This is a genomic window from Kitasatospora sp. NPDC007106 (genome assembly GCF_040634455.1).
Classification (GTDB): Bacteria; Actinomycetota; Actinomycetes; order Streptomycetales; family Streptomycetaceae; genus Kitasatospora; species Kitasatospora arboriphila.
This window is the reverse complement of sequence record NZ_JBEYFP010000607.1, coordinates 1-3,667: the sequence shown is the minus strand read 5'-3', so window position 1 is coordinate 3,667 and position 3,667 is coordinate 1. Positions and strand designations below refer to the sequence as shown.

Annotated in this window: 5 protein-coding genes; 1 reads left to right on the top strand and 4 read right to left on the bottom strand. The window is 69.5% G+C overall.

The window, feature by feature from the left end:
• Window positions 1-298: 298 nt before the first annotated feature.
• Window positions 299-553: a hypothetical protein gene (locus ABZ641_RS29325; protein ID WP_359986579.1), complete on the top strand. Its 255-nt coding sequence runs from the start codon at window positions 299-301 to the stop codon at window positions 551-553.
• A gap of 126 nt (window positions 554-679) precedes the next feature.
• Here the strand turns inward: ABZ641_RS29325 and ABZ641_RS29320 are convergent, their stop codons facing one another.
• From ABZ641_RS29320 to ABZ641_RS29305, 4 genes are all read right to left on the bottom strand, one after another.
• Window positions 680-1,009 (bottom strand): hypothetical protein, encoded by a 330-nt coding sequence (locus ABZ641_RS29320; protein WP_359986582.1) that lies wholly within the window; start codon window positions 1,007-1,009, stop codon window positions 680-682.
• A 394-nt stretch (window positions 1,010-1,403) separates the two neighbouring features.
• Complete coding sequence (locus ABZ641_RS29315) at window positions 1,404-2,165, bottom strand: barstar family protein (RefSeq protein WP_359986577.1); 762 nt, start codon at window positions 2,163-2,165, stop codon at window positions 1,404-1,406.
• A 109-nt stretch (window positions 2,166-2,274) separates the two neighbouring features.
• Window positions 2,275-2,607 (bottom strand): hypothetical protein, encoded by a 333-nt coding sequence (locus tag ABZ641_RS29310; protein WP_359986574.1) that lies wholly within the window; start codon window positions 2,605-2,607, stop codon window positions 2,275-2,277.
• A gap of 74 nt (window positions 2,608-2,681) precedes the next feature.
• Window positions 2,682-3,549, bottom strand: a protein-coding gene (locus ABZ641_RS29305) for an IS5 family transposase (protein ID WP_359986571.1) whose coding sequence is annotated in 2 segments (ribosomal slippage) — window positions 2,682-3,413 and window positions 3,415-3,549 — 867 coding nt in all. Because the reading frame shifts where the segments join, the coding sequence is not laid out codon by codon here.
• Window positions 3,550-3,667 lie beyond the last annotated feature (118 nt).

The following is a 3,667-nucleotide window of genomic DNA, read 5'->3' as shown; positions in this document are numbered from 1 at the left end:
GGCACGGTGATCGGGGGAGCGGTGATCGGGGGAGCGGTGCTGCCCGCCGCCCACCCGGTCCCGCCGGACCCGGCCACTGCCGCGGTCCTGGAGGCGCTCGACCAGGTCGCCGAGCAGCACCTCGCCGACCACCGGCCGCGCAAGACACGGACCGGGTACGCCCGGGACTGGGAGCTGTGGCAGGAGTACCTGGCCTGGCTGGTCCCTCGGACCGGCCGCCGGCTGCCCGACACCGTGGTCACCACCGGCACCCTGGTGGGCTTCGTCATCTGGCTGGGACGCCGAGAAGCAGGCGGCGATGTCCAGCATCGACCGCCGGATTACCGGCGTCACCGTCACCTACTGCCGGGAGTACAAGGTCGAGGTTCCCAAGACCGCGACCACGGCTGCCCGGGAGAAGCTCAAGCAGCTGCGCAACGACGCCGCCCGACGGGCCCGCGGCCGCGGCAAGGCCCCGGCGGCCACCCCGGAACACCTGAGGACGATGAACACCCCCCGGCTGGTCCCCGGGCACCGGGCTCGCGGCGCCGGCGACGCGAAAACGAACAGCTAGGCATCGTGGTTGCCCCACGCGAGGTCGATCCACAAGAACCGCTTGCCGGATACGTGACCCGGATGGCCGACGACCCGCTGCGCGACTACGACAGCCCGCGGACAGCAAGCACGATCGACCTGGTTTTCACCGGGGCGCTGGACAGGGGACCGGCTTCCGACTGGCACGCCACATGGAAGCCACGGACTTCGGCTTTGCCGCCTCCGCAGGTTCGGATCGAACCGGCGGTTCACCGGGACCTGGCAGGTTCTCGGACGACGCGTCGGGGCAGCCCACGGCGCCGTTGTCCGGGGCCAGCACCTCGCCGACGCGTGAGCGGGCGATGACCCACTCGTTCCACTCCCGTTCGGCGATGTCCAGCTCGGCGTGGATGCGGTCGGCCTCCTCGCGAGGCTCGTTCACATGGCGACGAGCGGTGAGCTCCCGCTGTTCCAGCAGCCCTACGACCGACGGCATCCCCGACCTCCATCCGAGCGACGACACGACACCACTGCCGCGGAACCGCTGGCCCTATGCCTGAGCAGCGCAAACACAGCTCTCAAGCTCGGAAAGACAACAGCGTCTCAGCCCTCACGCTGGCGTGGTCGTCCTCAATCCGGAAGACATGTTGGGGGTGTCCAAACACCCAGACCGTGGGCGGCTCGGTGGGTGCTGCGGACTCGATGGCTTGGATGGCCCCAACCTGGTCTGCGAGGCGTGTGGGGCTGAGGTCGCCACCCAACAGTCCGACTGCTGGTCCCAACAGCTGATCACGCTGAACCCGGACGCAGTCACAACGACCAGCGCTCCATGCGACTGAACCCGAAGACCGCGACCGTCTACCGCGCCGGGCTGCTCATAGCGGGCATCTTCATCTGGTTCGCTCGGTGACCCGAAGGAGTCCCTGTTCGCGAAGGTACGCCAAGCGGGCTTGAAGGATGTCGGTCGCCTCGGGGATCGAACAGTCGAGGCGGGCACGGAACTGCTCGACGGCCCGTGCGAAGTGGCCGCCGAGGATCTCGTCGTCGGCGAAGGCGAGCGGGCCGGCCGTCCACAACGCGGACGCCGGATCTCCGCCCGGCCAACCGTTGTCGGTCAGGGTGGCGAGCAGGCGGCCCTCCGACAGGGCCGCCGCCACATCCATGCCTCGAGCCACCGCCTCAATGAATGCGGCGGGTGAGGTGTGGTCCAGGAGGAGGACGAAATGCTGGGCGATCCGTCGCCGCCACTCCTCGTCGAGGTTGCCGTCGGCGTCGAGGCGGAGGTTCGATCTCCAGGCCGCCTCGGCGAGCGCCGAGACGAGGAGCCCCAGGAAGCCGACGTTCCGCAGGCCGTCCGCGTGCTCGATCACGATCGCGAGGTCCTGGTTGCCGTGGCCCGGGCCGTGCCAGTCGTGCAGGCAGTCCGCCAGTGCGTGCCAGTTGTGACCGAAGTGGCCGACGAAGGACAACTCCCGCGCGAAGGTCCGGAAGACCGAGGGTGCGTCCCGCAGTTCGCGGCCGTCCAGCCGAAGCACCAGGCCGTCGCGCTCCACGAGCGCGGCGCTCTCCGACACCAGCCAGGGATCGTCGGCGGACGTGAACACGACCCACGGGGAGCGGCGTTCCGTGAGGGTGGGCGTCGGCTTCGGCACGGCCGCATCCTTGCACGGGCGCCCTTCAGTAGGCCACGGCTTTGAGATCACGAAGGATTTGCCCGAGGCGTCCGGACCTGTGCACCGCAGCGCCCAGCTGGGCCATGTTTTAGAAGGCGTCGAAAGCGCGTCTGGTCAGCCGTCCGGGGAAGCTGCGGGCGGCCAACCACAGGATGAGGTCGCGAGCGATCGTGCCGATGCTGCTCTCGGTGATCACGTCGTGTTCGCGACGGCTCGCGTCGCGGCGGACGATCTCATATCCGCGCTCGTCGAGGACGGTGACCGAGACGTACCAGACAGGGTCGTCTTCGTCGGGCTGGATGACGACGAACGTGTTGTCGGTGTCGTTGAGGTCGTCGACCAGCATGAAGATCGCGTCTTCGGACGGGTCGTCGATGTGGTCGCCGTTCTCGCTGTCAGCGCAGTAGTAGTCAGCGGCCACCGATCTCTCCCCTTGTGCGACGCCCGGCCCGGGCTCGCGGCCAGCATGGCATGCAAGCCCGACACCATGGGACCTCACAGCCACTGGTTGATCGCGGCGACGAGGACGGCCGCCACGAAGCGGACGGCGAGCTTGTCGAAGCGGGTGGCCACCGCCCGGTGCTGCTTCAACCGGTTGATGCCGTACTCGACGGCATGACGGGCCTTGTAGTCCTCACGGTCGAAGCCAGGCGGACGCCCACCGCTCGTGCCCCGCCGCTTGCGGTTGCGGATCTGGTCAGCCGGCTCCGGAATGGTGCACCGGATGCCCCGTCGACGCAGGTAAGACCGGTTGGCCTTGGGCGAGTACGCCCTGTCGCCCCGCACCCGAAGCGGGCGGGTGCGGGGCCGGCCAGGGCCGCTCCGTGGCACCCTAATCGCTTCGAGCACCGCCTCGAACTGCGGAGAGTCCCCGCGCTGGCCGGCCGTGACGAGCAGAGACATCGGCCTTTGGCGTTGCTCGCACGCCAAATGAATCTTGGCCGTGAAGCCGCCCCGCGACCGGCCCAGCCCGTGGTCCGCGGGCTCCTGGCCCACCGCCCGGCGGCTCTTTCTGCGCGACCCCGTCCCGCTGGGCCCCGCGGCGTGCTGGTGAGCCCGACAGATCGTGGAGTCGACGTTCACCTCCCAGACGATCTTTCCTGCCGCATCGGCCCGCGCCTGCAGAGCGGTGGGTATCTGCTGCCAGACGCCTTGGCGTTGCCAGCGACGGAACAACCCGTAGATCGTCTGCCAGGGTCCGTACTCCGGAGCAACGTCCCGCCACGGGGGCGCCCGTCCGCACCCGCCACCGAATCCCGTCGACCAGCCTGCGGCGCGACCTTGCCGGACGTCCCACCCCGGCCACCGGCAACAACGGCTCCAGCACAGCCCACTGGTCATCCGACAGATCCCCACGCCCCACCCGCCGAGCCTGGCATCACACCGAACGCCCTTCCCAAACAGGCCCTGGCTGCAGGACCGTGCTCCGGCTGACCCTCGCCCCGAAGACGTCGGCCAGCCGGGCACCGGCGCGACCGGCC

Excerpts from the sequence above, each read along its gene's own strand:
- ABZ641_RS29325 (WP_359986579.1), top strand. The coding sequence starts at position 299 with ATGTCCAGCATCGACCGCCGGATTACCGGCGTCACCGTCACCTACTGC.
- ABZ641_RS29320 (WP_359986582.1), bottom strand. The coding sequence starts at position 1,009 with ATGCCGTCGGTCGTAGGGCTGCTGGAACAGCGGGAGCTCACCGCTCGT.